Annotated in this window: 3 protein-coding genes; 2 read left to right on the top strand and 1 reads right to left on the bottom strand. The window is 77.5% G+C overall.

Annotated features, from left to right (window positions below):
- Nucleotides 1–202: 202 nt before the first annotated feature.
- Complete coding sequence (locus ACZ5NJ_RS30720) at nucleotides 203–931, top strand: class I SAM-dependent DNA methyltransferase (protein WP_468769075.1); 729 nt, start codon at nucleotides 203–205, stop codon at nucleotides 929–931.
- 19 nt (nucleotides 932–950) lie between these two features.
- Here the strand turns inward: ACZ5NJ_RS30720 and ACZ5NJ_RS30715 are convergent, their stop codons facing one another.
- Nucleotides 951–2,888, bottom strand: a complete 1,938-nt coding sequence (locus ACZ5NJ_RS30715; protein WP_468769073.1) for an exo-alpha-sialidase — start codon at nucleotides 2,886–2,888, stop codon at nucleotides 951–953.
- A 531-nt stretch (nucleotides 2,889–3,419) separates the two neighbouring features.
- Between ACZ5NJ_RS30715 and ACZ5NJ_RS30710 the strand changes: the two genes are divergently transcribed.
- Nucleotides 3,420–4,019 carry a hypothetical protein gene (locus tag ACZ5NJ_RS30710; protein ID WP_468769072.1) on the top strand — a complete coding sequence of 200 codons (600 nt, stop codon included), beginning with the start codon at nucleotides 3,420–3,422 and terminating at the stop codon, nucleotides 4,017–4,019.
- Nucleotides 4,020–4,145 lie beyond the last annotated feature (126 nt).

Here is a 4,145-nt window from a genome sequence, read left to right as displayed (position 1 = left end):
CCTCCTGGGGCTTCACCACCCTCACCCTCCGCCGCACCTCGGCCTGACCCGGCCTTGGGGGGGGGGGGGGGGGGGGGGGGGGGGGGGGGGGAGCCCCCCCCCCCCCCCCCCCCGCGCATCCGCGTATCCGCACGCGACCGCCCACGGGCGCTGCCGCACCCGTCCCCGCCCCGCCCCGCCGCCCGGTGGCTAGGCTGGGCCCGTGTTCACCTCCCAGGGCCCGAGCCTGCGCGAACTGGCCGTCCAGGCCCTCTCCTCGGTCGAGCGGGGCTACGACCTGCTCGCCCCCAAGTTCGACGGGACGCCCTTCCGCACCCCGGACCGCATGCTCGACGCCGTCGAGGAGGCCCTCGCCCAGGAGGAGGGCACCTTCGGCCCCGGCCTCGACCTGTGCTGCGGCACCGGCGCCGGCCTGGGGATGCTGCGCCGCCTGTGCCGGGACCGGGTCACCGGCGTCGACCTCAGCGCCGGGATGCTGGCGGAAGCCGCCCGTGCGCACCCCGAGGGCGTGGACCTCGTACGGGCCGACGCACTGGCCCTGCCCGAGCGGCTCTGGAACACGTACGACCTCGCGGTCAGCTTCGGCGCCTTCGGCCACTTCCTGCCGGCCGAGCGCCCGGCCCTCTTCGGCGGCGTCCACCGCGCCCTGCGCCCCGGCGGGGTGTTCGCCTTCCCGGTCGGCGCCCCGATCCCGGTGACCTCGCCCCTGTGGTGGGCGGTGGCCGGCTTCGACACGGCGATGCGGGTGCGCAACGCCGTGTGGCGGCCTCCCTTCGTCATGTACTACCGCACCTTCCCCTTCGGCCCGGTCCGCGCGGACCTGGAGCGGGCGGGCTTCACCGTGGACACGGTCCCGCTGTCCCCCTTCGGCTTCCGCGAGGACGGCAGCCCCCGGTGGCGGCTGCTGCTGGCGCGCAAGCCGGGGCCGTAGGCCCCCGACGCCGGCCCGGTCAGCGGATGCGGTCGAAGGGGAGGTGGACGCCTTCCTGGTCGGTGACGTCGTTGCCGTCGCGCAGGCGGGCCATGTCGTTGCGGGACAGCGCGCGGCCGTAGACGCGTACGTCGTCGAGGGCGCCCGCGTAGAAGGCCTTGTAGTCGGGCTGGGTGCCGAGGTGGATCGTGAAGGCCCCGGTGGGGCGGAGGTCGCCGGGGGCGGGGGCGGTGGCCGGCGGGGCACCGTCCACGGAGAGTTCGAGGCGGCCGCCGCTGCGCTGGAGGACGACGTGGTGCCAGGCGTCGTCGTCGGTGCGGGTCGGGGTGGTGACCGCGACGGGGCCGGTGCCCGGGTTGACGGTGGCTTCGAGGCGGCCGGTGGCGGGGTCGGCCTCGATGCGGATCTGCGGGGCGGCGGGGCCCTGTCCGTAGGCCCAGACGAGGGGCTGGCGTCGGCCGCTGTCCCGGTCCTGGCCGCGGGTCTTGTACTTGACCCAGGTGGCGATGGCGAAGTCGCCGGCGCCGATGCGGAGTTCGTCGGGGCAGTCGATGAGGCGCAGGAAGTCGTCCTTGCCGTCGAAGCGCATGGCCTTGCCCCCGTCGGGCCGGTTGCCGAGGCGGGGTGCGCCGTGGACGACGGCGTCGTTGTGGTGGGCGCCGGCGTCGTCGGTGCGGCGGGGGGTGAGGTCCTCGGTGGCGGCGCTCAGTTCGTGGGGGCCGAAGGCGGTGAACTTGATGTAGCCGTGGGGGGTGCCGTTGGCGGTCTCGTAGAGCAGGCCGACGCGTCCGCCGGGCAGGGCGGTCATGTCGGAGTAGCCGGCGCGTTCGCGCAGGACGACGGCGCCGTCCCGGGACCAGGTGCGGCCTTCGTCCCGGGAGGTGCGGACGGCCAGGGTCCAGCGGTCGGAGAACTCGGCGCCGGGCCGGCTGGGCGCGGACAGCAGCAGGGGGCCGCCCGGGAGTTGGAGCACGGATCCGGCGGCGGGCGGGGCGGGGAGGCCGGTGACGGGGACGAAGCCGGGCGCCGGGAGCTCGGGGGCGGAGGCGTCGTCGATGATCGCGGACACGCGGTGGTCGGGGGTGCCGCAGGTGGCGGTGGAGCGGGCGTTGACGTAGATCCGGCCGTCGGGGAGCTCGGTGAGGGCGGGTTCGTTGGGGGCGGGGGTGCCTTCGGGGGCGCCCCAGCGGGCGCCGGGCCTCCAGGTGAGGCCGCCGTCGTCGCTGTAGAGGAGCTGGGCGCCGGATTCGCCCGACGCGGTGCGGTAGTCGGCGCTGACGACGAGCCGGCCGGGACGGTCGGGGCGGGTGGGGGTGAGCTGGACGCCGTGGCCGGGGCCGACCGAGACCCAGGCCCAGTCGGGGCCCTTGAGCTGTGGCTGCGGCTCGGGGTCGGTGGTCCAGCTGACGCCGTCGTCGGTGCTGTGCGCCAGGCGCAGTTCGCGGGGGCCTCGGACGCGGTTGCCGGCGGAGTCGGGGGTCCAGGTGCTGTAGGCGTGGAGGAGGGTGATGCGGCCGGAGGCGGCGTCCACGACGGGGGCGGGGTTGCCGAAGGCTCCGGGGTCTCCGGCGCCGCGGATGACCTGCATCGGGCCCCAGGTACGGCCCTCGTCGGTGGACCGCTTCAGGACGAGGTCGATGTCGCCGATGTCGTCGCAGCCGGAGGTGCGGGCCTCGGCGATGGCCAGCAGGGTGCCGTCCTTGGTGGTGGTGAGGGTGGGGATGCGGTAGCAGTCGTAGCCCTCGGTGAAGGCGCTGAAGGGGGCGGAGACCGCTGCGGTCAGTCCGGGCTTCTGCGGGGCGGCTTGCGCCAGGGAGTCGTCGTCGGGCGCGGCGGGCGGGCCGGGCAGCAGGGCGGTGACGGTCACGGCGGCCAGGGCGGCCACGGCCCCGCCGGCGGCCCAGGCCCGGGCCCTGACGGACCGGCGGATTCGGACGACTGTCTGGTGCACGCTCACCCGTGCAGGCTAACGCGGCCCTGCGAGAGCCCCCGTCAGGGGCGGGTCGGGGTCCCATCGGGGTGCGGGTAGGGGCGATACCGGATCCCACCGCGGGCGGCGGCCACGGAGGATCACCCCATGACCAACGAAGCGTCCGCCCAGGACAATCCGGCCACCCGACCCCCCGGCCACCCGCCGGAAGGACCGGCCCCCGCCCTCGCGCCGGCCACGCCGGCCGGGGGCCGGGCGGCTGAGGGAGCGCGCGTCGGGGGCCGGGCGCCGGCGGCGAGGCCCGGCGCCGACGTCTGGCGGACCGGGGCGCTCCGGCCGGCCGGCCTCCGGCCCGGGGGGCTGCGGGGTGACGGGTCGCGGACACATCGGCCGTCCGCCGAGGCGTCGCCGGATGGCGGTCTGCGGACGGACCGGCCGGCGGCCGAGGGGGCGCGGGGCGGGGGGCCGGGGCCGGTGGAGCCGTTGGCCGGGCGGCTCCGGGTCGTGGCGGCGCCCGGCGGGGGGCGGAGGCCGTGGGGGCGACGGTGGGTGTCGGCGGTGCGGGGGGCGTTCGTCGTGGCGCCGCTGTGCCTGCTGGTGTACGGGGTGGTCCGGCTGGCCGATCCGGGCCACGGGCCCGGACCCGCCTGGACGGCCGGGCACGTGGCGCTGGCCGCCGGGGTCGCACTGTTCGTGGCGGTGTTCCTCGGGCTGAGGCGGCTGGCGGCGCCGGCGGGGCGTGCGGGCCGCTGGGGTGGGGGTGTGGCGACCGGGCTGGGGCTGGCCGGGGCGGCGGCGGCCGTCGCCCAGGCCGGCATCGACCTGGCGGTCGGGCTCCAGTCGGCCGACCGGGCCGGCATGGACCGGCTCTTCGAGCAGATCCAGAGCAGGCCCGGTGTGGAGCCGGTCGTGTACTCGGTGGGGCCGATGCTCTTCTACGTGGGTCTGCTGTGGATCACGACGCAGCTGGCGGTGCGGCGGCGGATCGCGGTGTGGCGTCCGGTGGCGGTGCTGCTGGGCACGGTGGTGATGGGCGTCAGCCTCGACCTGATCCCGCTCGGCGCGCTCCTGTTCTGCGCGGCCCTGTCCCCGCTGGGCCGCGACCTGGCGGCCCGCGAATGCGCCGCCCGCGCCGACCTGGCGTACGCGTCGGCCTGACGCGCGCGCCCGCCTGCCACCCCGGCTCCCCGGGGGCCGGGGCCCAGGGGGGGGGGGGGGGGGGGTGGGGGGGGGGGGGGGGGGGGGGGGGGGGGGGGGGGGGGGGTTTTGGGGGCTTTTCTCCGT

The sequence above is a fragment of the Streptomyces sp. NPDC032091 genome (genome assembly GCF_055580265.1).
Note: the sequence above shows the minus strand (reverse complement) of the source record. Positions and strands in the feature narration are given on the sequence as shown.